Source organism: Betaproteobacteria bacterium, from assembly GCA_016720925.1.
Lineage (GTDB): Bacteria > Pseudomonadota > Gammaproteobacteria > Burkholderiales > Usitatibacteraceae > UKL13-2.
Window position 1 is genome coordinate 46,584 of record JADKJR010000004.1, and the last position, 25,874, is coordinate 72,457.

At 60.1% G+C, this 25,874-nt stretch carries 24 protein-coding genes and 1 pseudogene; 20 read left to right on the forward strand and 5 right to left on the reverse strand.

The features are described from left to right. Positions 1-102 precede the first annotated feature (102 nt). The 4 genes from recA to IPP88_06510 all read left to right on the forward strand — a co-directional run bounded on the left by recA (position 103) and on the right by IPP88_06510 (position 2,746). Positions 103-1,140 (forward strand): recombinase RecA, encoded by a 1,038-nt coding sequence (gene recA, locus IPP88_06495; GenBank protein ID MBL0122380.1) that lies wholly within the window; start codon positions 103-105, stop codon positions 1,138-1,140. 210 nt (positions 1,141-1,350) lie between these two features. Continuing rightward, positions 1,351-1,749, forward strand: coding sequence for a DUF3224 domain-containing protein (locus tag IPP88_06500; protein MBL0122381.1), 399 nt, complete (start codon positions 1,351-1,353; stop codon positions 1,747-1,749). Positions 1,750-1,921: 172 nt separating this feature from the next. Further along, positions 1,922-2,251, forward strand: a complete 330-nt coding sequence (locus IPP88_06505) for a hypothetical protein (GenBank protein ID MBL0122382.1) — start codon at positions 1,922-1,924, stop codon at positions 2,249-2,251. Between the two features lie 84 nt (positions 2,252-2,335). Then, positions 2,336-2,746, forward strand: a complete 411-nt coding sequence (locus IPP88_06510; protein ID MBL0122383.1) for a regulatory protein RecX — start codon at positions 2,336-2,338, stop codon at positions 2,744-2,746. Positions 2,747-2,926: 180 nt separating this feature from the next. Here the strand turns inward: IPP88_06510 and IPP88_06515 are convergent, their stop codons facing one another. Continuing rightward, complete coding sequence (locus IPP88_06515) at positions 2,927-3,070, reverse strand: hypothetical protein (GenBank protein ID MBL0122384.1); 144 nt, start codon at positions 3,068-3,070, stop codon at positions 2,927-2,929. Positions 3,071-3,285: 215 nt separating this feature from the next. Here IPP88_06515 and deoC point away from each other — a divergent pair. The 5 genes and pseudogenes from deoC (at position 3,286) to IPP88_06540 (ending at position 8,434) form a co-directional block, all read left to right on the forward strand. Further along, positions 3,286-4,285 (forward strand): annotated as a pseudogene (gene deoC, locus IPP88_06520) (deoxyribose-phosphate aldolase). A 14-nt stretch (positions 4,286-4,299) separates the two neighbouring features. Next, positions 4,300-4,629 (forward strand): DHCW motif cupin fold protein, encoded by a 330-nt coding sequence (locus IPP88_06525; GenBank protein ID MBL0122385.1) that lies wholly within the window; start codon positions 4,300-4,302, stop codon positions 4,627-4,629. Positions 4,630-4,698: 69 nt separating this feature from the next. Continuing rightward, positions 4,699-7,101 carry an aldehyde dehydrogenase family protein gene (locus IPP88_06530; protein ID MBL0122386.1) on the forward strand — a complete coding sequence of 801 codons (2,403 nt, stop codon included), beginning with the start codon at positions 4,699-4,701 and terminating at the stop codon, positions 7,099-7,101. Positions 7,102-7,308: 207 nt separating this feature from the next. Continuing rightward, entirely contained in the window at positions 7,309-8,124 is an 816-nt protein-coding gene (locus IPP88_06535) for a hemerythrin domain-containing protein (protein ID MBL0122387.1), read from the forward strand. Positions 8,125-8,254: 130 nt separating this feature from the next. Further along, complete coding sequence (locus IPP88_06540) at positions 8,255-8,434, forward strand: hypothetical protein (GenBank protein ID MBL0122388.1); 180 nt, start codon at positions 8,255-8,257, stop codon at positions 8,432-8,434. Here IPP88_06540 and IPP88_06545 read toward each other — a convergent pair. Both IPP88_06545 and IPP88_06550 read right to left on the reverse strand, forming a co-directional pair. Further along, positions 8,388-10,724: a hypothetical protein gene (locus IPP88_06545; GenBank protein ID MBL0122389.1), complete on the reverse strand. Its 2,337-nt coding sequence runs from the start codon at positions 10,722-10,724 to the stop codon at positions 8,388-8,390. The genes IPP88_06540 and IPP88_06545 overlap by 47 nt on opposite strands. A 40-nt stretch (positions 10,725-10,764) precedes the next feature. Then, complete coding sequence (locus IPP88_06550; GenBank protein MBL0122390.1) at positions 10,765-11,358, reverse strand: hypothetical protein; 594 nt, start codon at positions 11,356-11,358, stop codon at positions 10,765-10,767. A gap of 448 nt (positions 11,359-11,806) precedes the next feature. Between IPP88_06550 and IPP88_06555 the strand changes: the two genes are divergently transcribed. After that, entirely contained in the window at positions 11,807-12,490 is a 684-nt protein-coding gene (locus IPP88_06555) for a hypothetical protein (protein MBL0122391.1), read from the forward strand. Positions 12,491-13,031: 541 nt separating this feature from the next. On the opposite strand, the gene IPP88_06560 is transcribed toward IPP88_06555, so the two are convergent. Continuing rightward, complete coding sequence (locus tag IPP88_06560; GenBank protein ID MBL0122392.1) at positions 13,032-13,994, reverse strand: tripartite tricarboxylate transporter substrate binding protein; 963 nt, start codon at positions 13,992-13,994, stop codon at positions 13,032-13,034. Between the two features lie 449 nt (positions 13,995-14,443). On the opposite strand from IPP88_06560, the gene IPP88_06565 reads away from it, so the two are divergent. The 8 genes from IPP88_06565 (at position 14,444) to IPP88_06600 (ending at position 22,567) form a co-directional block, all read left to right on the forward strand. After that, a complete protein-coding gene (locus IPP88_06565) occupies positions 14,444-16,183 on the forward strand; it encodes a hypothetical protein (GenBank protein MBL0122393.1) in 1,740 nt (579 codons plus the stop codon). Positions 16,184-16,529: 346 nt separating this feature from the next. Further along, complete coding sequence (gene vanZ, locus IPP88_06570; GenBank protein ID MBL0122394.1) at positions 16,530-17,540, forward strand: VanZ family protein; 1,011 nt, start codon at positions 16,530-16,532, stop codon at positions 17,538-17,540. Positions 17,541-17,662: 122 nt separating this feature from the next. Next, on the forward strand, positions 17,663-18,466 hold the full coding sequence (locus IPP88_06575) for an ABC transporter permease (GenBank protein ID MBL0122395.1): 804 nt from the start codon (positions 17,663-17,665) through the stop codon (positions 18,464-18,466). Between the two features lie 13 nt (positions 18,467-18,479). Continuing rightward, on the forward strand, positions 18,480-19,460 hold the full coding sequence (locus IPP88_06580) for a mammalian cell entry protein (protein ID MBL0122396.1): 981 nt from the start codon (positions 18,480-18,482) through the stop codon (positions 19,458-19,460). Further along, on the forward strand, positions 19,457-20,146 hold the full coding sequence (locus IPP88_06585) for a hypothetical protein (protein MBL0122397.1): 690 nt from the start codon (positions 19,457-19,459) through the stop codon (positions 20,144-20,146). The genes IPP88_06580 and IPP88_06585 overlap by 4 nt, the downstream gene beginning before the upstream one ends. Before the next feature lie 291 nt (positions 20,147-20,437). Continuing rightward, positions 20,438-21,094 carry a glutathione S-transferase family protein gene (locus tag IPP88_06590; GenBank protein ID MBL0122398.1) on the forward strand — a complete coding sequence of 219 codons (657 nt, stop codon included), beginning with the start codon at positions 20,438-20,440 and terminating at the stop codon, positions 21,092-21,094. A 42-nt stretch (positions 21,095-21,136) separates the two neighbouring features. Next, positions 21,137-22,006, forward strand: a complete 870-nt coding sequence (locus IPP88_06595; GenBank protein MBL0122399.1) for a 23S rRNA (adenine(2030)-N(6))-methyltransferase RlmJ — start codon at positions 21,137-21,139, stop codon at positions 22,004-22,006. A gap of 90 nt (positions 22,007-22,096) precedes the next feature. Beyond that, positions 22,097-22,567, forward strand: coding sequence for a pyridoxamine 5'-phosphate oxidase family protein (locus tag IPP88_06600; protein ID MBL0122400.1), 471 nt, complete (start codon positions 22,097-22,099; stop codon positions 22,565-22,567). Position 22,568: 1 nt separating this feature from the next. Here IPP88_06600 and IPP88_06605 read toward each other — a convergent pair whose 3' ends face one another. Continuing rightward, on the reverse strand, positions 22,569-24,086 hold the full coding sequence (locus IPP88_06605) for an AAA family ATPase (GenBank protein MBL0122401.1): 1,518 nt from the start codon (positions 24,084-24,086) through the stop codon (positions 22,569-22,571). A 338-nt stretch (positions 24,087-24,424) separates the two neighbouring features. Here IPP88_06605 and IPP88_06610 point away from each other — a divergent pair, with 338 nt between their 5' ends. Continuing rightward, positions 24,425-24,778, forward strand: coding sequence for a YkgJ family cysteine cluster protein (locus IPP88_06610; protein MBL0122402.1), 354 nt, complete (start codon positions 24,425-24,427; stop codon positions 24,776-24,778). Between the two features lie 9 nt (positions 24,779-24,787). Then, on the forward strand, positions 24,788-25,717 hold the full coding sequence (locus IPP88_06615) for a fused MFS/spermidine synthase (GenBank protein MBL0122403.1): 930 nt from the start codon (positions 24,788-24,790) through the stop codon (positions 25,715-25,717). The last annotated feature ends 157 nt before the right edge of the window (positions 25,718-25,874 follow it).

A 25,874-nucleotide genomic window follows, 5' to 3' on the forward strand; every position in this document is an offset into this window, starting at 1 on the left:
GTACGGAAATACAGGCTGTATTCATTTACAGTCATTCGAGTCCACCTCCATCGAATTTCCAACCACCGGGAGCAAACCATGAACATGATGAAAGAATCCTTTATGGACGAAAACAAATCCAAAGCCCTGCAGGCCGCGCTTTCACAAATCGAGAAGCAGTTTGGCAAGGGTTCGATCATGAAAATGGGCGACGGCAATGTCATCCCCGACATCATTCCGGTATCGACCGGCTCGCTGGGCCTGGATATCGCGTTGGGCATCGGCGGCCTGCCGCGCGGTCGCGTGTGCGAAATTTACGGGCCGGAATCGTCCGGCAAGACCACGCTCACGCTGCAAGTCATCGCCGAGATGCAGAAGACCGGTGGCACGGCTGCCTTTATCGATGCCGAACATGCGCTCGACCCACAATATGCCGCCAAGCTGGGCGTGAACATCAATGACCTCCTGATCTCGCAACCGGATAACGGCGAACAAGCCCTGGAAATCGCTGACATGCTGGTGCGTTCCGGCTCGGTCGATATCGTGGTCATTGACTCTGTCGCGGCGCTCACGCCGCGCGCCGAAATCGAAGGCGAGATGGGTGACCAGTTGCCCGGCCTGCAGGCGCGCCTGATGTCGCAAGCGCTGCGCAAGCTCACTGCCAATATCAAACGCTCCAACACGCTGGTCATATTCATCAACCAGATCCGCATGAAAATCGGCGTCATGTTTGGCAGCCCCGAAACCACCACCGGTGGCAATGCGCTCAAGTTCTATGCTTCGGTGCGTATCGATATCCGCCGCATTGGCGCGATCAAGAACGGCGAAGAGGTGATCGGTTCTGAGACCCGCGTGAAAGTTGTCAAGAACAAAGTCGCGCCGCCGTTCCGCATCGCCGAATTCGACATCCTGTATGGCGAAGGCATTTCACGCGAAGGTGAAATTATCGAGCTCGGCGTGATCCACAAGATCGTCGATAAATCCGGCGCGTGGTATGCCTACAAAGGCGAAAAAATCGGCCAGGGCAAGGACAACACCCGCAAGTTTCTGAAAGAAAATCCCGCTATGGCCAAGGAAATTGAAGCCCGGATTCGCGCAGCTGTCGGCGTGAGCGGCACCCCCGGCGGCGGCAGTGACGAGAGCGAAGAAGTCGAAGAGTAATCATCCTCCCGCGTGCGCGGCTTCGTCGCGGCGCACGCGCAGAGTTCGCATAGCGTTCGCGCGCGTGTCTGTCTTGCCACCCTCCTGATTGAGTGAAGCGTCATGAATAGTGCCGTTCGAATCACGATCTGTTTTGCCATGACAGCGCTCGCTTTGGGCGTGGCCCATGCGCAACAGCTTGAAGAAACCAGGAAAACCGGAGTTACGCAGATGAGCTTTCAGGCGAAGGGCACATTCGAAGTCTCGCTGACCGCGCAATCGCTGGCGGATGCCGCGGCGAACGAAAAACTTGGCCGCATGGCCATCGACAAACGCTTTTCCGGTGATCTCATCGGTAACAGCAAAGGCGAAATGCTGAGCGCCATGACGGACACCAAGGGCTCGGCCGGTTACGTTGCCATTGAGCGGGTCGACGGATCACTCAACGGGCGCAAAGGGTCGTTTGTGTTGCAGCACAACGGCGTCATGACGCGCGGCTTGCCGCAGTTGTCCGTTACTGTCGTGCCGGATTCGGCTACAGGTGATCTGGTAGGGCTCGCGGGTTCATTCAAGATTGACATTGTCGACAAGAAGCACTTCTACGATTTTCAGTATTCGTTGCCGAAGTAACAGCAAAAGAATTGATGGTTGGGCCGCCGGACCAAGGTAACTTGAAATCAGCGGCTCTTTTTTATTCTGTATCACACTGCCCCAAGCTAATTTCCGTCCTATGTCGCCGCGCCCGAAAGGTGAGGGTCGGCACAAGACGGCTAGACAGGGCAACACGTCTCCGGAGACCTTCATGCAATCCGCTACCTCGTCATCACTCGCATCGCATTCTTTCCGCAATCCGCAGGACTTCCTTGCCCACCGACCGATGCTTCATCCGCAGCGCCAACGACCGGCGGCGGTCTGTACCCGTTGCGCCGCGTTTTCCTTTACGTTCAGCGCCATCGATCAACCCTGTGAACGCATCAGCCACGGCAAGCCTTGTTCGGGTGTGCTGACCAGTGTGCTCGCCGGCAATGCATGGCAAGCCTGCACAGCATGCAATGGCACAGGGTGGCATACCGGCATGGTGTGCATGCATTGCCAGAGCCTGGGCTGGCGGCTGTTTCGAAAGCATTCATGAGCCGGCAAATCCCATAGCGGGCCGGCAAGAAAGTACATCATCGAAACGGCCAAACCGGAAAACAAGGAACTCCTTTCCCGCGCGTTGGGATTTCTCTCGCGGCGCGATGCGTCACGCGCGGAGTTTGTCGCGAAGTTGGTTGCGGCAGGTTTCGAGAAAATGGAAGTGGAGGGCGCCGCCGACTGGTGTGTGTCGCTGGGCTTTCTCAATGAAGCCCGTTACGTGGAAGGTGCGGCCCGCCGTCTGTCCGCCAAATACGGCGTGAGCCGCGTCACGCAGACGCTGCGCAGCAAAGGCGCCACGGAAGAAGCCATCGCCGAGGTCGTGCCCGATCTGAAGGAAAACGAATTGGCGCAGGCGCGGGCAATCTGGACACGCAAGTTCCGCGAGCCGCCCGCCGATGCCAGCGCGAAGGCGAAACAGATACGCTACCTGCAATCTCGCGGTTTCGGTTTTGCGATCATTAAGCAGGTGATTGTGGGCACGGAAGAGTAGGGCATCAATCGCCGTACGGCAGGTGCAAACAATTTGCCCCGCCGTGCATCCAGGCGATGCGTACTGGAAGAATCGCGCGCCTCAAGTTGTTTCAAGGCGCAGCAAGGATTAATGCGCGAGCGCCCCAATGCACCGTTGGGTGAACTCGGCGTCACGCCAACCACCTGGCCACCAACGCACTCAGCGAGTTTGCGACGGAGACGCTTTCTTGCTCATGAGTTGCAGCAGCTTGTCACCTGCCTTCGGGTCGAGATCAAACCAGAGCAAAGGCGCTGCCGCCAATGCCAGCGCCAGCCCGAAAAGAATCATTCGAAGAGTAGACATGCGTTCAATTTACTCTAATTGGGGCAGCCAGTGGAATCCCTTCATCAGGTTATTTTGCGGTTGCACTGGGCCGATACGCCGCGCCCGATACGTTCTGTTACACATCAACCTGGCATGACCAAGTGGCCGGCACACAAGGGCTCCGGTCAACTTTGCAGCGTATAATTTTGCGGACGTTCCTTCCTTCTCATTTCTTACCTGAGTACCCGCGAACCATGGCCAAAGTCACCCACCTGAACGTCTCCGGCGCGCCGCATTCGACTGAAGAAGAAGGGCGCAATCCCGGCACCAAATTCGATCTCGGCCCCGTGAAGGATGTGCGCGTCAATCGCAGCGCGGTGGAACGGCGCGCCGCCACCATGTCGACGCGCCGCACCGTCAAAAAAGAGCACCAGGCCGCGTGGCTGATCCATGCCGTGAAGACGATCGACCTCACCACCTTGAGTGGCGACGACACGCCTGGCACCGTGCGGCGCCTGTGCGCCAAGGCCCGGCAGCCGATTCGCGCTGAACTGCTGAACGACATGGGCATCATCGAGCCGCTGCACACTGGCGCCGTGTGCGTATATCACCACTTCGTCGCGACCGCCGTGGATGCGCTGCAAGGCGCCGGTATTCCGGTGGCGGCCGTTTCCACCGGTTTCCCCGCCGGCCTCAATCCTTTTCCGCAAAAGATTGAAGAGATCAAAGCCAGCGTGAAAGACGGCGCCAGCTGAAATCGATATCGTCATTTCGCGTGAGCACGTGCTCAATGGCAACTGGCGCGCGCTCTATGACGAAGTCAAAGCGTTCCGCGAAGCCTGCGGCCGCGCGCACATGAAAGCCATCATCGCCACCGGCGAACTCGGCACACTGAAGAACATCATGCGAGCGAGCATCGTGTGCATGCAGGCCGGATCGGACTTCATCAAGACCTCGACCGGCAAGGAGCCGACCAACGCCACGCTGGCCGGATCACTGGTGATGGTGCGCGCGATCCGCCAATACCACGAACAGACGGGGGTGAAAGTCGGCTTCAAACCTGCCGGCGGGATTCGCACCGCGAAGCAGGCGCTGGACTGGCTGATATTGATGAAGGAGGAATTGGGGGATGAGTGGATGCAGCCGCATCTGTTCCGACTCGGGGCGTCGGCGCTGACCAATGATATCGAGCGGCAGTTGGAGCATTTTGCGTATGGACGGTATGCGTCGATGCAGTACCAACCGCTCGGTTAAGCCAACCATCCATCATGCAAATGACAGGCATTCCATTCGGCACCACCGATTGGTCCTTGATCGAAAGAACTGAACACAAGGGCTTCAGCGGTTCAGCCTTCTGGCGCACGCAGAAATTCAACAATATCCGTGTGCGCATGGTCGAATACACACCCGGCTACCTCGCCGATCATTGGTGCGTGAAGGGCCATGTACTTTTGTGCATGGAAGGGGAATTGCATACCGAACTGGAAGACGGTCGCAAATTCTTGCTGAAGCCGGGAATGAGCTATCAAGTGGCGGATAACGAAGAGTCCCATCGTTCCTATACGGATATTGGCGCCAAACTTTTCATCGTCGATTGACTGCCTTGACGTTCCAAACGTGTTTTTTCCAGTGTGCAACGATCAAGAACAATTATTGAGCGGAAAATAATGAAAGTCACAGACCTCACCAAAACCCTCGCCTACGGCCTCGCACCCGAAGCCGCGAAACCCGCGCTCGACTGGATCGCCGAACACGCCGGGAAATTCCAGCTCTTCATCGGGAACGAGTGGAAGAATCCTTCTGGCAGGGAATGGTTCGACTCCATCAATCCGGCCACTGGAAAGAAACTCGCGAGCATCGCGCAAGGCACCACGGCCGACGTGAACGCCGCCGTCAAAGCTGCGCGCAAGGCCTACCCCGCGTGGTCCGCCACTCCGGGCCACATCCGCGCGCGCTACCTGTACGCGATCGCGCGCCAGATACAGAAACACGCGCGGCTGTTCGCCGTGCTGGAAACGATGGACAACGGCAAGCCGATCCGCGAGACGCGCGATATCGATATCCCGCTGGTAGCGCGCCACTTCTATCATCACGCCGGCTGGGCGCAACTGATGGACCACTCACTGCCCGATCACCAATCGCTCGGCGTGGTCGGCCAGATCATCCCGTGGAATTTTCCGCTGCTGATGCTCTCGTGGAAAATTGCGCCGGCGATCGCGATGGGCAACACGGTGGTGCTGAAGCCCGCCGAATTCACCTCGCTCACCGCGCTGCTGTTCGCCGAAATCTGCGCATCCGTCGGCCTGCCGCCGGGCGTGGTCAATATCATCACCGGCGATGGTCGCACCGGCGCCGCGCTCGTTGAGCATCCGGACGTGGACAAGATCGCCTTCACTGGTTCCACCGATGTCGGTCGCATCATCCGCAAAGCCACCGCCGGCACGCACAAGAAACTCTCGCTCGAACTTGGCGGCAAATCGCCCTTCATCGTGTTCGACGATGCCGATCTCGACAGCGCCGTCGAAGGCGTGGTCGACGCGATCTGGTTCAACCAGGGGCAGGTGTGCTGCGCGGGCTCGCGCCTGCTGGTGCAGGAAGGTGTCGCGGAAAAAATGTACAAGAAACTCCGCGCGCGCATGGAAAAACTGCGCGTCGGCGATCCGCTGGACAAAGGCATCGACATCGGCGCCATCGTCGCCCCGGTTCAGTTGAAACAAATTGAAGCGCTGGTGAAGCAGGGCGCGGATGAAGGCGCGACCTTGTGGCAACCGAGCTGGGCCCACACAAAATGCGGCCCCGAAGGCGGCTGCTTTTATCCGCCCACACTCTTCACCAACGTCTCGCCCGCGTCCACCATCGCGCAAGTCGAAATCTTCGGCCCCGTGCTTGCCGCGATGACCTTCCGCACGCCCGAAGAAGCCGTCAAGCTCGCCAACAACACGCGCTATGGTTTGGCCGCCAGCATCTGGAGTGAGGACATCAACCTCGCTCTCGATCTCGCCACGCAAGTAAAGGCCGGCACCGTCTGGATCAACAGCACCAATCAATTCGACGCAGCGAGTGGCTTCGGCGGTTATCGCGAATCGGGTTTCGGGCGGGAAGGAGGCAAGGAAGGGCTCTACGAATACGTCAAACGCAAGTCCGCGCCACAAGGCAAAACCCAAGCGCCCGCGCGCCTCTCCAGCCAAAAAGCCTCGGAGAAGCGCGCCAGTGCTGGACGTTCACTTCCGGCTTTGCCCCCCATCGACCGCACCGCCAAACTCTTCATCAATGGCAAACAAACGCGCCCCGCCGGCGGCCTCTCCCTTGCCATCTACGCGCCGGACAAAACCAGAATCGGCGACGTCGGCGCCGGCAACCGCAAGGACATCCGTAACGCCGTCGAAGCCGCTCGCGCGACCGCAAATGGCTGGGCCAAATCCACCGGCCATAACCGCGCGCAGATCATCTACTACCTCGCCGAAAACCTCGCCGCCCGCGCCGGCGAATTCGCGCAGCGCATCAGTCAGCAAACGGGCGCATCACCGATCGCGGCCAACGCGGAAGTCGAAGCATCCATCGAGCAGCTCTTCACCGCCGCCGCCTGGGCCGACAAATACGACGGCCACATCCACGGCGTGCCGCAACGCAACGTCACGCTGGCGATGCCGGAGCCGATGGGCGTGCTCGCCATCGTCATGCCGGATGAGCACCCGCTGCTGGCACTGGCCGCGCTCGCCGCACCCGCGCTCGCGATGGGCAATGCGCTGGTGATCGTGCCCTCGCCCAAACACCCGCTCAGCGCCACCGATCTCTACCAGGTGCTGGAAACCTCCGACGTGCCGCACGGCACCATCAACATCGTCACCGGCGACCGTGACGAACTGGCCAAAACGTTGAGCGAACACGACGACGTGGATGCGATCTGGTATGCAGGTGCTGCAGAAGGCCAGGCCGCCGTGCAGAAAGCCAGTGCCGCCAACATGAAACGCACGTGGGTGATGGAGGCGGGCGGCGCGCTGCCGAATGTGGACGACGTCCTTCGCGAGGCCACACAGGTGAAGAATATCTGGGTGCCGTATGGGGCGTAGTTGTCGCACGTAATCACGTGTAAGTAGTCGCAGTTACGTGCGGTGGCGCGCGGGGCAACGCAAGCGCAGGCCACGGAAAACCGGGATATTGACACCGCAAAGACGGGAGCCACCCCGCTGGCGCGAGCAGAATGTTAACCACGATCTTTTGATATAAGTCACAATTCCCGAATCAGTTCAGAAAACTGTTCAAGAAAGGAGGCCAACATGTCGGACGTCATCAATATCCTGCTGCAGGAGCATCGCAATATTTCCCGGGTGCTGGACCTCATCCAGCGGCAAGCGGCCAATTTGGCCAGCCGCGCGCCGGTGAACTATCGTTTGCTGGAGAGTTGCTTCCAGTATCTGTCGAGTTATCCCGAGAAATGCCATCACCCGAAGGAAGACCTGGTCTACCGGAAATTGCGCAGCAACTGCCCGGATATCGTGGATTCGCTCAGGGACCTGGTCGATGAGCACGAGACGCTTGCGTATTTCACGCGGAACCTGCGGCGCAGCATCGCGGTCGTGCAGCATCAATTGCCGACGGTCAACACACCATTGGCCGAACAACTGACCACTTATCTGGACGCCTACCATCTGCACATGGCGACGGAAGAAAAGTGTTTCTTTCCTCTGGCGCTGAAGCGGCTCAGTCACGATGAGCTCGCGGAAATCGATTTCACGCTCTTCGATCAACCGGATCATCTGTTTGACCGCGAAGCCGAAGCGAAGCTCGCCGAATTGCACCGGGCCATTTCCCAATCGGGCGCGGTCGAAGACCTGCGGGCCGACCACCGCGAAGAGGCCGCGTGGCTCGCCGCGCTACATGACATCGCCAATTTCAACGACGCCATGCAACGCGCCGGCGATCCGGTTTTGCTGGCCCGCTCGTCCAGCGGCGGTTATGAACTGAAAGATGGCGGACAGGTGCTGCTGTACATCCCGCCCTGCAGCGAATCCCGCGCAGCGTGGTGCGCCTACTACTACCGCAAGGCGACCAACCCACCTGACAATGTTTTTACCATTGATCGCGCGGGGTAGCGGCGCATTCGAGGAATTGCGCGACAGCGGAGAGCCCCATCAAGGTCGATGCCAAGCACGACAAAGTGGAATGCGAGAACGACCAAGTGCGCGTGCTACACATCAACTACGGCGTCAATGAAAACCCGTCATGCACGAACATCCGAACGTCGTCGCCATCTTCCTGACCGATGGACACACGAAATTCACGTTGCCCGATGGCAAGACCATCAATGCGCCGATCAAAGCAGGCACCACGCAAGAACTATCAGGGTCTACCCTCATTAGTCAACCGCAAGTAAGGGAAGCAACTTTCCAGACCGCCATTTGACAATCGACAAATCTACGCCATCGATGCTGCCGTTGGTGTTGACGTCATAGGCAAAGTTATCGCCCGCCGTAATCGACTGTCCCATCCGGCGTTTTATGGCGCTGATGTCGGCCGCATTTATTTTGCGCGAACCGGTGATATCGCCGAAAAGAAAGCCGACATTGACCTCGACAGAGGTCAATCCATTGACGCCGGTGGCTCGGACCTTTGCGCGTGTCATATCGGCAATCGGCGGTAGCAGGATGCTGACTTCATTACCGGAAAAAACTGGCGTCGGATTTCCCAACGATATGCCGTTGGCATCTTCAACCGTTGTCGATCCAACGGAAGCAATTGTGGTGTCGAACCGAAAGACGATGGTATGGCCCATGCCGCTTGCGCGCGGCTCCACGAAAATGGGGCCGGAGATTCCCGCGACGGGGTCGAGCCTGAGATCGAACGCTCCGCTCTGTCCGGCGTGATGTTTGCGTGAAAACGCGTTCACCAGGTTGGGGCCGATCGCGTTGCCGTCGGCCACGGTTTTGATGACGTTGGCGAAGATTCTTCCGCCGGCGCTGGTGCTCCCCGTCAGGATCATCGAGCCGTCCGCCGCGAACGCGACGCCGATCAGCCAGCTGTCGGCTGGCAACGCATAGAAGCGGACGCCGCCGCTGCCAAAGCTGCTATCCGGTCGGCCATCGGGCATGAAACGCGCCAGCATGGGCACGTATGTCACGGTGCCCAAGCTACCAAATCCGACGATGGCAATGCGGCCATTGGGCGCGATGGCCGCATGAAAGGCGTTGCCATTGTTGGCTGTTCCCGCCGACACCGTCACAAAACTGAATCCGCCGTTGCCAAACGTGGTATCCAGTGTGCCGTTGGCATTCGCCTGCATCAGGCCCACTTCGCCATCAGTGCCTTTGCTTGCGTTGAGCACGGCAAGTATTTTTCCGTTGGGCAGCACAAAGCCCATTGCGGACGCAAAAAGCAGGCTGTGCCCGGCAGGGAGTGGAAACGCCGCCATGCCGCCCGTCCCGAAACTCGGATCCAGCGTGCCGCTGGTGGTGAACCGCGTCAACCTCACTTCGCCCGCGCCATCGCCCATCAGCACCGCGCGGCCGTTGCCATCGAGGTCCATGGCGCGGCACTGGGTCGCTCCAATGACGAAAGCACTCGTTGCCAAGCCATTGATCCCATAGCCCGTGTCGCGTGTCCCGTCCGCATTGAAACGTACCGCGAGCATTTCCCTGCCGGCTGCGCTTGCCGGGACATAGCGGGACGCCAGCAGTATCTTGCCGTCGCCTTGCAATCGCACGGCACGACCGGCGCTGGCATTGAAAGTATTCGGAACGACAAAGGACGATTGGCCCGCACTGGGGCCGGCATTGAATGCGGGATCGAGGCCACCATTACCCAATACTCGCGCTGCACCGAGCGTCTGCTCTGGCGAGAGTGGCGGCTGCGCGCCGAATCCGCCGGTCAGGACAATATTGCCGTCCGGCTGCAACACAAAATCGCGCGCGCCCCATGTCCAGTTGTCTTCGGTAAAAAAGGACGTGTGCCCGCCGCCTCCAAAGGTCGCGTCCAGCGAGCCGCCGGGAAGAAATCGCGAAACACGAAACGCGCCTTTTGTGCCGAATGACATATTGCCGATCGCGAGGATTCGGCCATCGGCCAAAACCTTGGGGCGAATGTAGTCGCCATAGGAAAACGACAACGTCGAGTACGTCACCGACGTGCGCGCGCCTGTGATCGAGAGGGCGGTAGTTACCGCATCGTCTTTGACGGCCACGGTTCGCCGGCTGACAGCAACAATTTCATTTCCGTTCCAGCCGATTGCGCCGCCGTCACCCGTGTCGGATTCGGGTGCGAGAAAAACGCCGTTTGTGCCGAAAGCGCTTGCGCGGCCACCATTTGCGTCGACCGCGATCACCGCCAGCTGACTATTGCCCGCGCCGCCTCGGCCGGCGGCAATAAAACGTCCATCGGGATGCTTGAACATGGCGAACATTTTGTCCTGCGTGCTGCCAAGGTCGATCAGAGTGGACGCAAAGGTCGGATCGGTGGCGCCGGACAATGTCATACCCCATATGTACAGGTCTTTCCCGCCGGTAATGCCGGTGGTGCAGCCGGCGACAATCCGGATAGCGTCAATCGTCACGCTCCGGCAATCGCTCGGGTCACCGGGTGTCGGAAAGGAAAGGGTGCCGCCGAATGCAAAATCCGGATCAGGGGAGCCGCTGGCGGTGAGCCTGGCGACAAACGCCCGCGTGGTGGAAACATCGGGACCATAACTTCCTGCTACCACGATTCTTCCATCAGCTTGTATGGCGACCGCATTGGCGGCATTAGGCCCGCTCCAACGGTAAAACGCATCCAGCCTCCACTGAGAGGCGGGAGATTGACCCGAATGCGGCGTCCGGCGTTCCGTCGGCACGGAATCGCGCGACAAATACCTGGCCCTGATCGCTACCCGCGACGATGATTTTTCCGTCCGGGGCGATTGCGATCGCATTGAACCGCTGTTGATAACCGGCATTGTTGTCGGTCAGCACCGGCAATGTCCGGCCACTGTCGCTGCCGAACCCCAGGTCCGGAATGCCATCGGCGTTGTAGCGGGTCACAAAGGGGAATTCGATGCTGTTATACAAACTCGGAACAGTAGAGGGCAATACACCATTCTCGATTGTCAGGAGTTGCCCGTTGCTCAATGTGATGCCGTTGATCGTCGTGCCGCGCCCGGCGATGCCCTGATATCCCCATGAGGTGTCGAGTGTGTGGTCCGTGTTGAATCGGGCCACGCCACCGCCGAAGGGCACGCTGCCTGCAGGGGTGCCGCCTATTGCGCCGCCGCCATTGGCAACCGGCGCCTCGAAGGAGACCAGGTATCGACCATCCGCCTGTGCAACGAATCCGGTTGGCGTATGCGCGGCCTGCCCCATGTTGACCGACGAGACGCCATTGACGCCGAAAGTCGGATCAAGGTCGCCCGAGGCCCCGAGCGCGCCGTGCGACGACGCGAGCGAGATCGAAATGGCAACGGATAGGGATCGGAAAATGGATCGGGACAGGGTTACTGGAAATAGCGTCCTTTGTATTTGGGAATCGGACCCGCCAGAAGCCTTCAGGAAGGGCAGCAGCCGGCTGCGACAATCGATGTCGTGTTAAGTGCGCCCCATTGCATTCTTATCTTTTGAAGCGCTGGCGCGATCTGGTGTCATTGCGCAGAAAAGCGGGAGTTGGTGTTGCCGTTGGCGGCGCCTGGGGAGGCTAGGTGGCGATCGAAGGAGTCATGTCGGGTAGCAGGCGCGCAATTGCATGTGCGCACATTCGCACATGCGGCCAATTGCGCCATGGCGCTGGATTCCGCTATGCTTGCTTACCGCATGTTTGAAATACAATCCGTATCGTGTTAGTGCAGAAACCCGACATTGTCGTCATCGCGGGCGCGCCCTGTGCCGGGTGGACGGACATGCGTTTCCCGCTGTATGTCAACACCGGCTTGAGCGGCGCAAGGGCGGTGAGATGAGTACGAAGGGTGACATCGTCTATTGGCTGAATGATCGGGATGAAGTCTGTTTCGTGAACAGCGAATACGACGAATTCGCGGGCGCAAATGCCGGGGTGGCAGTCACGTCAGAGGCGGTTCTTCATCGTCCGTTGTGGGATTTCATCACCGATCCGAGCACGCGGCAGATTTACCGCGATGTGTTAAGCCGCGTGCGTGGCGGCCGCGCGATTCAATTCAGCCTGCGCTGCGATTCGCCCACCTGCCGGCGGCTGCTGCAGATGAAGGTTTGCAAAGGCGAAGATCGAATTATCGAGTTTCGAGTTCGCACGATTTCAGAGGAAGACCGGGTATGCCAGCCGCTGTTCGACCCTGGCACGACCCGTTCCGCAGATCTGCTGTCTGTCTGTGGGTGGTGCAAGAAGGTTAAGGTCGAAGACGGCTGGCTGGAAGTGGAAGACGCCATCACGCACTTGCAGCTTTTCGAGCGCTCGGTGCTTCCCGGAATAACCCATGGGATTTGCGAGCGTTGCCATCATTCGATGATGGATATGCTGGCAACTTGATGGCCGGCAAGGCCATCAGGCCGTTAAAGCTGCACCGTGCCAGGCTCGGTACTTTCATCGCCGGGGATACATGGAATTCCCGGCCGCCGCTTGAAATGCGTAACGAGGGCAGACACGAATATAGGATGTTGAATGGCGGATACGGTTCGTTTGAGCGAACATGGTGCCAAAGGCGGTAGGTGGGCAAATTGCGCATAAGACGGGAGTTCACCTCCCTTATTGAGTGCCTCTAAAAGAGCTGAATGCACTAAACAGAGAAGAATGGGTCACGACGGCCGCGCTCGTATTCGCTCATCACCGGCAATCCACTTCGTGCGTCCCCACGTTCACCGGCACGTTCTTACGTTTGCGAATTCGCTAACACGAAGAGTCCGGTCGTGACGGTGAAACGAAAGCCGGGTAGGGCTGGCGGCGCTGGAATGCGGGATGACTGATCCGGGCGCCATGGCGATTTCTTCATGGGATAACGACGCAAAATCCCAGCATTCATGAGCCTCCCGGCAGGAAAAAGCCTGAAACACCGCGCCCAATGGCGATCTCGCTACCCGCCGGCCTTGATACCCGCAGACTTCACCACTTCGCCGTAGCGGGCAAGATCACGCTTGATTTCCGCACCAAATTTTTCCGGTGTTCCGGGTGTGGCGGTGATGCCGAGCACGTCGAGCCGCGCGCGCGTGTCAGGATCCGTGAGCACCGCGTTCAGTTCGGTGCTTAACCGGTCGATGATGGCCTTGGGGGTTTTGGCCGGCGCGAGCAACCCGACCCAGGAGTTGATTTCAAAATCGGCGATACCGCTTTCGATGAATGTCGGCACATCCGGCAATGCGGAAGATCGTTGCATGCTCGATACGGCAATCGCCGTGAGCTTGCCGGACTTTATGTGCTGCAATGCGCCCGCGACGGCCGTGTACACCAGCGGCACGCTGCCACCGAGCACATCGATCAGCGCCTGCCCGCCGCCTTTGTAGGGAATGTGAACCAGGTTGGCGCCGGACCGCTGCTTGAACAGCTCACCGGCGATGTGCGGCGTACCACCGGTGCCCGATGTGCCATAGGACAATCCGCCGGGCTCTTTTTTCGATAGCGCGATGACGTCGCGCAAGTTCTTCACGGGCACGGAGGGGTTGGCGACCAGGATGAGAATGGCATCGCCGATCTTGCCCACCGGGACGAAGTCCTTTTCAGTGTTGAACGGGATTTTTTCAAACACGTGCGGATTGATGACCAGCGTGCCATCGAAGCCAAGCAGCAGCGTGTAGCCGTCCGCGTCCGCCGTGGTGACGAGCTGCGTGCCGATGTTGCCCGAGGCGCCGGGCTTGTTGTCGACAATGACGGGTTGACCGAGCCGTTTCGAAAGCTGCTCGGCGATCACCCGGCCGCTCGTATCGGTTACGCCGCCGGGCGTGAACGGCACGACCAGCCGGATTGGTTTATTTGGGTAGGGCAGCGTCTGTGCAAAGGCGGGGTGTATTGCAGCGACGGTGCCGGCCAGCGCCAGGGCCATGGCGGCACGCACTGCCCAGTGACGGGACGAAGGGTGGATTGCGTTCGTTCGTGCGGCGGATTCCGTTTGTACGCCGTGGCTCAACGTCGACTGATCGTTCATCGGTGGCTCCTGAGTCTGGTGATGGTGTGATTGTATGCTGATGCCGCGCGGTAAGAGTATGGGTTGCATTGTGGTTACGTACTGAGCATTTCTTGGCTGAAATTGCGGGAGTTAAAGGAAGTGAATGAGGGGATCTAGCTCGAAATACCACTACTGGGCAGGCTGCGGATCGTTTACGGTAAACCCTTTCGCCCGGGGCGCGCCGACAACTTTTTCGGGACCCTATCGGTGATGACCGGCCCCGGATAGAATCGGCACTTCCAATCATCCCCCGCTGGCGCTTCTGTCGCGGCGCGCCTCGCCCGCGCGCATAGCCGAAGTCGCCGTCGCCTGAAAGTGAGGAAACGATGCGCCGCCTTTCCCGTTCATGTTCGACGGCCCTGCCATTGCGGACGGTGCTGCCATTGAGGCATGTACTGCGCATTGGCGCCGCGCTGTTGCTGGCTTCATGTGTCACCCCGATCGTGCCGGACCTGGCCGCCACGGCGCCGGTGCTGGAGAATTTCGGCAAGACCACGCAGACGATCACCACGTCAAAGCCGGAGGCGCAGCGCCTGTTTGACCAGGGCGTGTTGCAGGCGTATGCATTCAATGAACACGAGGCGGTGCGCGCTTTCAAGGCCGCGCTGGCCGCCGACCCGGCGTGCGCGATGTGCGCGTGGGGCGTGGCCTGGCAACTCGGGCCGAATATCAATGCGACGGAACGCGGCGACCAGACCGAGATGCGGCGCTATGCCGCGCTCGCCCGCGAGCACATGTCGCGCGTGACGCCACGTGAACGCGGACTGATCGAAGCGATGACCGCGCGCTATGCCGGCCTCGGGGTGCCGGTGCGCGAGGTGCCCACGTTGCCGAGCGATATCTGCGGCGTGAAAAGTACCAAGGCGCCCGATCCGCTGGACCTCGCCTATCTCGCGCACATGCGCGAGCTGGCCAAGGCTTTTCCGGATGATGCGGATATCGCGTCGCTGTATGCGGAGGCGGCGATGATCGCCACGCCGGGCGACTGGTGGGATCGCAAGACCGGTGTGGCGGCGGGACAGATCGGCGCGGTCACCGCGCATATCGAGCGGCTGCTGAAGAGCGCGCCGGATCACACCGGGCTGAATCATTACCTGATCCATGCCGTCGATGCCTCGCCGCAACCACAGCGCGCGGAAGCCGCGGCCGACCGGCTGGGCGTGCTGGCGCCGCAATCGCCACACCTGCGGCATATGCCCGCGCACATCTACGCGCGCATCGCCCGCTTTGGTGATGCGGTGCGCGTGAACCAGAGCGCGCTTGAATCCGAAGTCAGTCTCGCCGAACTGATCAAGCGCCAGCAGTTCAAGGTCGTCAAGGACTGGGATGGCCACAACCTGCATTTCCTGTGGTTCGCGGCCTTGATGGATGGGCGCGCCGGACTGGCGCTGGAGACTGCCCGGCGCGCGGCGAAACGCAGTGCCGAGGACAAGCATGTCTATGCCGAATACAATCGCAGCTTGCCGCTGCTGACGTTGATTCGATTGCAACGCTGGGCAGATGTGTTGGCCGAGCCCGCGCCTGCCGCGGACGCGGGCAAGCGTTTCGGGACCGCGGTCCATGCGCATGCGCGCGCCGTGGCGTTGGCGCGCACCGGCCAGCTCGCGCAGGCGCGTGAGGCGGGCGATGTTGTCGAGAACGCGGTGACCATCCTGAAACGTGAGCGGAATCCATCGGGTGATGAAAGCTTTGCGTTGACCTTGCTCGACGTTTTGCTGACGTGGCAACAGGCCGAGTTGGCGCTGGCCGCGGGCGATGCCGATGCCGCGCAACGTGCCGCGCAACGGGGTGTGGATCTGGAGGATGCGATCGAGGATCGTGAGCCGCCACTGCTGGCGGCGGGCTCGCGCAATTTGCTCGGGCACGTGATGCTCGAAGCAAAACGCTGGGGCGGCGCGGAACAAGCTTTTCGCGACGACCTGGCCGACCAGCCCGGCAGCGGCTGGGCGTTGCGCGGCCTGACCCAATCGCTCACCCGCCAAGGCAAGTCCACTGAAGCCGCGACGGTCAAGGCGCAATGGGAAAAAGCCTGGAGGGAAGCGGACGGGGTACTGCGGAAGTTGTGAGGGGCAGATTCAGGTAAGTGCGTGAGCGCGCTCTGGGCGATTCGTAGCTCAGTTGAATGGCTGGTGCCTCTGTCGTACCGCCGCAGGCCAGTGCCCAGGTTCTGCGCGTTCAGGATTCAATGACACGCTTCAGCCCGGTCGTGGCGAAAGTACTGTCTGGAATCGAAATGAGCCGTGGATTGCGGATCGCGCCTCCCGCTACGGTATTCACTGGGTCCTCCGTTCACGATCACATTGAGCGCGTTTTGATTCCTGAAGAATTTGTTCGAGTCTGCCTTCCATGTTTCCCTGCGCGGTAGTGTTGCCTGAAGATAAAATCTAGCTCGGGCTCTTTTTCCACGCGCACATGAGTTTTCGCCAAAACAACATCCGAAGCAAAGACATTGCGTTCACGATTATTGTCGCCGTCGCGATTGGCCTGCTGGCCGCCCTCGTGGTGTTCGCGGGTTTGCCTAGTTCCACGAAATTCATGCACGTGCTGCACAAGACCGGGCACCCTTTGGCGTTTGGATTGATTGCGTTGCTCGTTTTAACTTTGCTGACGAAGCGCAAAGGCCTGCTCGCCAGGCCTGCCTGGATTCGGTATCTTGCGGCGTTCATCGCGGCCGTAGTGGTCGGGGCAGTGACCGAGATCGGTCAACTATTTACCCATCGAGGCGCGTCAGTCGTGGACGTGATGTACGATGCCGTTGGCGCGATAGCTTGCCTCGCCGGTCACGCCGGAATTCTTGGCGGTCGAATCGTGCCGAAGCCGCTTGGCTTGTGGCTGGGGCTTTTGTCGGTGGCGTTATTGGCGACGGCAGTCGCGCTGGGGCCTCTGATCTGGTGCCTGGCCGCCTACGCGGAGCGCGATGCGCGGTTTCCGATCATGATGCAAAATCCATCCGCGCTCGGCATGTTTTTCGTTTCGTCCGATGCCGGTAACGTTTCCATAACAAGGTTGCCCGGCATCGGCGAAGGCGGTGGAGCGCAACAAAATGATGTAAACGAGGCGCCGGTCCTGAAAGTCGCCATCGACAAAGGGCGATACCCCGGCCTTCAAATCACCGAGCCGTTCCCGAAATGGAGCGGGTATCAGGCGCTAGCCGTGGATATCATCAATCCCGGTGAGAGCGAAATGGAGCTTGTCATTCGCGTGCACGATCGACCGCACAATTTCGAATACGACGATCGCTTCAATCGCTCTATCATTATTGGCGCGAGAACCCGCACCACCATCATGGTCCCGTTGCAGGAATTGCAGCATGGCCCCAAACGCAGGTTGCTGAATCTCGATGCGATTGCCAATCTCGCCATTTTTGCCTTGCACCCGGTACCGAACGGCGCTTTTTATGTCAGCAAAATCTGGCTTCGGTAGTCATTCGCAAAGTGACAACGCATGTTCGCCACGTCTGCGTCATGGCTCGTTCCTGGCTACAACGAATCGGACTTGGCAACCCAACATTGACCACCGCTTCGACGCGCGCTTATCATCTATTCATGACAACGCTACCTTCCCTGCAGGATCGTGTCGGCCAGATTGGCCGAAGTGGTGCGCGCTGGTCGGCAAGCTGGTGGCATGTCGTCTGGGTTGGCGCGCTGATTCTGGTGCTGGCACTTTCGCCATCGACCTATCGGCGCGGCAACCGCGCCTTGCTGGCGCGGCATGTGGTTCTCGGCACGGCACCGATCCTGCCGTGGTTTGCGTTTCTGTCGGCGCTGATCAGCGTGGTGCTGATCCGGATCGTGATCGTCACCGCGATGGCCTATGGCCTCTCACATTACGCCTTCGAGATGATGGTGCGGGTGCTGGTGCTGGAATTGATCCCGCTGTCGGCTGCGTTGTTTGTCGCGCTGCGAATCACCGTGCCGAGCGGAGCGGATCTCGTGCGGATGCACGCTCGCGGCGAGGTTGAGGCGCTGCGCCGCGCGGGCAATGATCCGCTGCGCCACGAGCTGTTGCCGCGCGTGGTGGCGGGCGTATTTGCGGTGCTGATGCTGGCCGCCGTCAGCGGCGTGATTGCGATGGTGCTGGCGTATTTCGCGGTTTATGGCGCCACCTTCAGCGCCTTCGCCGGCTTTACGCGCACGATGGGTCATATATTCAATCCGGCAGTGGCGCTGATCTTCGCGCTCAAGACGCTGTTTTTCAGTTTTGCGGTTTCGTTGATCCCGGTGGCCGCATATCTTCGCGGTCGCAGCACGGCGGGCGTGCACGGCAGCCCGGAACTCGATAGCCTGGTGCGTTTGTTCGCCACACTTTTGCTGATCGAGGTGGTTTCACTGATGAGTAGCTATTATTGACACTGATTCCGCCATGAGCGCATCACCATCCCCTCCGCCATCGCCAGACACCGCGCCGGTTGCGGCGCCCGCACACGTCGAGTTGAAGGCCTCGATCCTGTTACTCACCCTTGCGCTGCTGATTGGCGGCGCCGCACTCTACCTGAGCTACGCCCGCGGCGCGTTCGAGAGCACGCAGCGGCTGGTGCTGATCGCTGAAGATGCGGAGGGCGTGAGCGTCGGGATGAGCATGACGTTCGCCGGTTTTCCGATCGGCCGTGTGCGCCGCATCGAACTGGGATCGGACGGGAACGCACGCATCCTCGTCGATGTGCCGCTGAAAGATGCGCACTGGTTGCGTACGTCCAGCGTGTTCACGCTCTCGCACGGCGTGGTCGGCAGCACCAATATCCGCGCCTTCAGCGGCATCCTGAATGATCCGCCATTGCCGGATGGCGCGGAGCGTATGGTTCTGGGCGGTGACGCGAGCGCCGAGATTCCGCGCCTGATGAATGAGGCGCACCAATTGCTGCAGAACCTGAACGCAATGACGGCCGATGGCTCGTCCATCAACGAGAGCCTCGCCAACGTCAAAACGTTCACTGAAAAACTCAATGGACGCGGCGGCGCGATGGGCGCGTTGCTCGGCGGTGACGCGGAAGCCGCCAAGCTGCGCACAACGCTGGATCGTACCAACACGCTGCTGGCTCGCCTCGATGGACTGGCCGCGAAGGCCGATACACAGGTGTTCGGTGCGGATGGCATGATGCGCGATGCGCAAAGCACGGTCCAGCAGCTCAACGCGATGCTCGTTGAGGCGCGCGCCAGCTTGAAACGTGTCGATGCGCTGCTCGACGATGCAAAGGTTGTTGGCGCGAACGCACGCGTCGCCAGCACCGACCTCGGTGTGCTGCGCGCGGAAGTCGACGCCAGTTTGCGGCACGTTGATTACCTGATTAACGAGCTGAATCGCAAGTGGCCTTTCGCGCGCGACAGCGAGTTGAAACTGCCATGACGAACATTTCGCCGGGCCGCTGCTTGAAGCTGTTTGCCGGCAGCGCGATTGCGCTATTGCTGGCTGCGTGCGCCGGCAACCCGCCGCCACCGGATTGGCAGGCCAACACGAAGCAATCCACTGAACGCGCCATCGCAGCCTATCTTGTGGGCAATACCCGGGTCGAGGCCGCGGAATTGTCGCGCGCGCGCACTGAAGTCGCACGCACCGGGCGCGCTGACCTGTTGGCCCGGGTCGAGCTGACGCATTGCGCGGCTCAGGTGGCGAGCCTCGTATTCGGCCCCTGTGAAGGGTTCGAGCCACTACGCGCCGATGCGGCTGCGCCCGAACGAGTCTATGCTGACTACCTGCGGATCAAACTGGGGCCGGCAGATATTGCGTTGCTCCCCGAGTCGCATCGAGCGGTCGCGGCGGGCGGGCCGAACGATGTGGCGAATACTGCGGCATTGAGCGGTATTGCTGATCCGCTGTCGCGGCTGGTGGCGGCGGGTGTGTTATTCAAGACAGGTCGTGCGGATCCCAGCGTCATTGCGCTGGCGATCGACGCCGCGTCGTCGCAGGGCTGGCGGCGACCACTACTGGCGTGGCTGAAAGTGCAATTGCAGCGCGCCGAGCAGGCGGGGGCGGGCGACGACGTGCAGCGGTTGCGCAGGCGCATTGAACTGGTGCAGGGCAGTGCCGGCTAGTGTCACGACACTGGCACCGCACATACCGAATTGACTCAGTAGAAGCGCACGCGAATTCCCCGGACAACGTCCTGAAACATAACACGTAGATCGCCATTTCACGGGCTTCGCAGGCCGAAAATGTCCAGGAAGCCGCGCCAGTGAATGACTTTGCCTGCTTCAAGTTCTCAGGACACAATGCGCGTTCGCTTCGCGCCGTTCGACAGGCTGCTCGCCTGGCAAAGGGCTTGAAACGAATGTCGCGAAAGTATCATCGTTCAAATCGGATCAAATTCTCTTCAGGAAATTCACATGTCCAACATCATCACGTTCTATTTCGGTTCTGGTTCGCCTTACGCGTGGAAAGTCTGGCTGGCGCTGGAGCACAAGAAGCTGCCCTATGAAGCGAAGCGCATGTCCTTTGATAACGGGGACCTGAAGACGCCTGAATTTACCGCCATCAATCCACGGCAGAAAGTGCCCGCGCTGGTGGACAACGGGTTCGCCATGTACGAATCGGCCGCCATCCTCGAATACCTGGAAGACCGCTATCCCGACAGCGGTGAGCGTTTGTGGCCGCGCGACGTGCAAGCCCGCGCCATCGCGCGCAGACGCGCGGCGGAAGTGGTGGCGTATGTCGATCCGATCAACGACAAGCTCTTTACCGAGCTGTTCGGTCCAGCCGGCAAGATTCCCGATGTCGCGTCCATCGACGCCAGCAAGCAGGCGCTGACCGAAGAACTCGCGCGCATCGAAGGCTGGCTGGACGAAGATTATCTTGCCGGCGGGAAATTGAGCGGCGCGGACTTTACGCTGTATCCCTACCTGGCTTTTCTGGGCCGTGTTGATACGCGCATACCCGGCTACCACTTGCTCGCGCTGGCGCCGCCGAAGGTGGCCGCATGGATGAAGCGCATTGAATCGTTGCCGTATTTCGAGAAGACGGTTCCACCGCACTGGAAGGCGTAGTTTTGCTGTGTCTGTCGATCCACGTCGCTTACCGTCAATAACATGCTGAGCTACCGCCACGCCTTCCACGCCGGCAATCACGCGGACGTGCTGAAACATTTCGTGCTGGTTGAACTTATTCGGCACCTTTGCCTGAAGGAGACGCCGTTCTGGTATGTCGACACGCACGCGGGCGCCGGCGTATACGCGCTCGATACGGGTTACGCGACCAAGCTCGCCGAACACGTTGACGGCATTGGGCGTTTGTGGAATCGCAAAGACTTGCCCGCCGCATTGGCGGAATACGTTGACCTGGTGCGCGCATTCAACCGGGAACTCCATGCCGACGGCGGGTTGCACGCATATCCCGGGTCCCCGTGGTTCGCGCAACGCCTGCTGCGGGATCAGGACCGCCTGCGATTGTTCGAACTGCACAGCAGTGACAGCGCTTTGCTGCAGGAGAACTTTTGTTCGCTGGGCACCCGCGTGGAGCGGCGTACCATCATTCAGCCAACGGACGGCTATGCGGGCCTCAAGGCGCTGTTGCCACCGTTGCCGCGCCGCGGGCTGGTGCTGATCGATCCTTCCTACGAGGACAAGGATGACTACCGCGCCATTCCGCTGATGCTGAAGGATGCGTTGACGCGCTTTGCCACCGGCACATATGTCCTGTGGTACCCACAGTTGTCGCGCATCGATAGCCAGCGCCTGCCGGCGGCACTGAAATTACTGCCCGCCAAGAGTTGGCTGCATGTTTCCCTCTCGGTCAGCGCGCCGCCCGAAGATGGATTCGGCATGCGCGGCAGCGGCCTGTTCATCCTCAACCCGCCGTGGACGCTGCATAAAACGCTGCAGGGCGTGATGCCGTATCTGGTGAAAATACTGGGACGGGATTCAGGCGCGGGATTTGTGCTGGAGCATGACGAGCATTAGCGGGAACCAGATTGCATTGTGCAATCGCGCGCAAATCTGTTTGCGAACCTGTTTGCGCCTCCGCGCGACCCTCCCTGCTAAACTTGCATCATGAATGAAGATCAGGTGCAGGCACTACGCAATCTGGTGCGCGGGCAAACCATCGCATCGCTCGGTACCTTGCACGACGGCGATCCGTTTGTGTCGATGGTTCCCTATGCGCAACACGCGGGCGGCGCGGATTTTTTCATCCACGTCAGCCGCCTTGCCACCCACACCAAAGACATGATTGCCCATCCGCGCGTGAGTCTGCTGATCATCGCGCAGGACGGGGACTTGCCGCAAAGCCGGGCACGCATTACGGTGCAGGGCGATGCGCAGCCACTCGACCGGGAATCATCGGAGTATGCGGCGGCAAAGGCATCCTACATCGCCCGCTTTCCGCAATCCGCCGACATATTTGAGTTTGCGGATTTCTCGATATTCAGGATTGCGCCGGTGACCGTGCGTGTCGTCGGCGGATTTGCGCAGGCGTTCAGCCTGGGGGCGGAATCCTTCGGGCGGGCGCTGCGGGAGGCATAAGCTATCCGGCGAGCAGATGGTTTCGCTCTTCCGCATCCAGCAGCTCTACCCTGCGCATTTGTTGCTCAAGCACTTCAATTGTCGCCTCGGAGGCATCGCGGCCAAGATCCCTGCGCGCATGGATACGCTCTCGCAATAGCGCCGGCGTGGCTTGCGGCGCCAGGATGCCGAAGGCTGCACCGAGCTCGCCGGCAAGGGCGTGAAAGCTGTCGCGATCGGCGCGTTTCAGAAATGCCGCGTCCACGATCACCGACCAACCCGCGCGCAGCAACATGCCGGCGCGATCACGCAGGTGGGCGTAGGTGCGGGCGTGGGCATCGGGCGAGTAAATACCGGAATCCATGCCCGAGCCGCTCTTATGCGTACCCACGAGGCCGAACAGTCGCTTACGTTCCACATCTGATCGCAATCGCAGCGTGCATGCATGGAGATCACTCTGCAGCAACCGGCTGGAATCGGCGGTCTTCCCGCAGCCGGCCAGACCGTGGGTGATGATGAGCCTGACAGGGGGTGGGCGGACCAGTTGTTCCGCCAGCGCGATATATGTCATTGAGGTCATCGCTTCACCACTATCGTCCTGAGTCTGCCCGGTACGTATGGCCTCAACCTTCGCGCGTACCAGCGCCCGGTAGACCGCGTAAAACCGCAGGACGTGCACGGCCTCGTAGTCGCCATTGCGACTGAAAACCTCGTCGACGAACCAGTTGGCCAGCCCCGGCTGACCGTGATCGAGCAGGTCGATATAGGTGAAGGCAATCTCGCTGGCGACATCGATGCAGCGCAGATCTTCGTTGAACTCGAGGCAGTCGAACATCCTCACACGCCCGCCGATCATGACGAGATTGGCCAGATGCAGGTCGCCGTGACACTCGCGCACCCGGCCAGCGCGCTTGCGCGCTTCCATCAACGGCGACAGGTGTTTGAATTGCGCCTCGGTCCACGCGCGCAACGCATTCAGCCGGGCCTGGACATGCCCATGTCGCAGCAGGCGCGAAAGATCATGGAAATTATCGAGCGCCGGTGCCAGCACTTCGGTGGGCATTCCGAAACGTGACGCCGGCGGCATGATCGACGCGCCCGCATGAAAGGAAACCACCGCGTCGGCCAGATCGGAGAGATGCGCGGCGGTCAGCTCGCCGCGGGCACAGACGCGGTCCAGCCTGCCTGCCTCGTCAAAACGCCGCATCCTGACCGCGTATTCAATCGGCGTACCCGGGCCGCTAATTCGCGGGTCCTGCACTGTATGGGTAATGCTGACAACGTCCAGATAAATATCGGGGGCAAAGCGACTGTTCAAACGCAATTCGTCCTCGCAACGGTCGTGGCGCCGCTCCAGCGTGCTGAAGTCCAGAAATGGCAGTTTCAGCGGTTTCTTGATCTTGTAGGCAAAGTCGCCGGCGAGCAGTACCCAGGAAATATGCGTCTGCACGAGTTCAACCCGCTCCACCGCGTCGGGAAGATGTGGATAACGCCGCGGTTCGAGCAGGGCGCGGATGAGCGGTGGCAATTCCTGTTCCATAAAATTCACGGTGCCAGAAACAGCGATTCGGGTATTTGACAAGGGACAAAGATGGTGCAGTTCCCGCCAAATTCAGTGCGCCGCGCCACACCGCTTTCGCGGATGCCACGCGAGGTTTGCGTTGCGCCTTGCATGGGATGAAAGCGAAGTGGCGCGCGCGGTACCTTCGGAAAACAGTGTTTCAGTCTTTTTCGTTCGCCGTGCGGCAGAGTTGATAATATGACTTTCGTCGCGCCATTTCCGGAGATGATCCAGAAATCATGGCGTACAGCGTGCGCGGTACATGCCGCCGCGCGTAAGCCGGGCCAATTGTTGTCGTGCCGTTGGGAATAGTGCCAGTGACTGGAAACTTGCAGAAAATCCGGTTTTTCCGGGAACGCATTCCAACCTTTGCCTGCATTCCGGGATGCCATGATTGCTGCGGACCGGTGACAGCGTCCAGCGAGGAGATGTTCGAGTTGCCCGTGATCAGCGATGCCGATCATGCGGCAGCGCTGGCCAATTTCAGTTGCCCGCACCTCGGCGCTCAGGGATGCAATGTCTACACATTGCGACCGTTGATCTGCCGGGTGTTTGGCAGCACGCCACGACTGGCCTGCCCGCGCGGCATGCGGCCCGAGCGAATGATCGATCCGAGCCTCGACCGGCAAATCCAGCATTTTCTGGCGCATACGCGGCAGGTGCTGGTTTGAATCCAATGGATGCGCGGGTGCCTGTCCCGTGGCGGCCACGGCGCGGCGCGGATTGCGCCTTCCGCGATGCTTGAACTGCCCAATCCTTTTCCAGGCGAGAGCGGTGTCATCCGTCTACTCGAGCCGGAAGATTGCGATCGCGAGCAACTCGCCACGCGGATTCTGGCCGGCATCTACGACAAGCCGTTCGTGATTGAAGAAAGCGATACACGATCGCTGTATTTCTCAAGGGAGCTCACGCAAAGCGGCATGCGTCTGAGCGATCCGTACGCGCTGGAGTTTGCCTATACGCGCAAGATGATGAGTTTCCTGTTGTTTGTGCATGCGCCGCGGCACATCCTGATGCTCGGTCTGGGTGGCGGATCACTCGCGAAATATTGCCATCGTCACCTGCCCTCTGCGCACATCACGGTGCTTGAAATCGATCCGCAAATTCTTGCCTTCCGCGAACAGTTTCTGATGCCGCCCGACGATGCCCGGCTCACGGTCCGGCTCGGTGATGCGGCCCTTTACCTGCGCATGCATGACGGGCAGGCGCCCGCGGACGTGATGATCATAGACGCCTTTGATCGCGACGGATTTTCCGCTTCGGTATGTACCCCTGCGTTCTATCTGGATGTTCGCGATGCGCTCGCCCCGGAGGGAGTGATGGTGGCAAACATGGTTGGACCGAAGGCGGAGCGCAACGCCCATCTTGAGATGATTGCCGACGTGTTCGGCGGCAATATCATCGCGTTGCCCATCGAAGATGATGGCAATTATCTGGTGTTTGCATTTAGAAATGCCTCCTTCGAGCCCCGCTGGCGATGGATCGAGGGGCAGGCCAAAGCCATGCACAAGCACTATGGACTCGACTTTCCGAAGTTCGCCACCAGGCTGAAGCGGAGCCGGAAGGATGGCTATCTGCAGAGGACGTCGCTTCTGACGGACCCGTGGTGAACCGGGAAATTCACGGCGTATATGGCGTATATCGGGGTCACTATTTTCGGTTTGTTTGACCTCGCTCAGATCGCAACCAACCCCGGTGCGGTCAAAATAAGGTAAGGCACAGAATGATCCGGTATTTTTGTCGTGATGAGCAATGCCGGAACCCACC